We start from the raw sequence: 258 nt of genomic DNA on the forward strand, positions 1-258 counted from the left end.
TTGTATCCTTTGACATTATTGATGATATCGCCGGTGGCAAAGTTGGCGCCGCGACCTATGCTGATGCAGCTGCAGTCATATCGGCGCTTCCAACGAGTGTAACTGCACACAACGGAGAGATAACTGTTCCGGTAACCGGGTGGGAAGATACCGACAACTATGATGCGGAAACAGCAGGATATTACACCTTTACTGCAATCTTAGGCGATTTACCTGAAGGAGTTAGCAACACTGATAACAAGACGGCCACCGTAAAAG

1 protein-coding gene is annotated in these 258 nt (G+C 48.1%); it reads left to right on the top strand.

Annotated features, from left to right (window positions below):
- The coding region (locus FQ664_RS26375) for an Ig-like domain-containing protein (RefSeq protein WP_144175934.1) at positions 1-258 on the top strand (258 nt) is incomplete at both ends.

The organism is Pseudomonas persica (assembly GCF_900291015.1).
Classification (GTDB): Bacteria; Pseudomonadota; Gammaproteobacteria; order Pseudomonadales; family Pseudomonadaceae; genus Aquipseudomonas.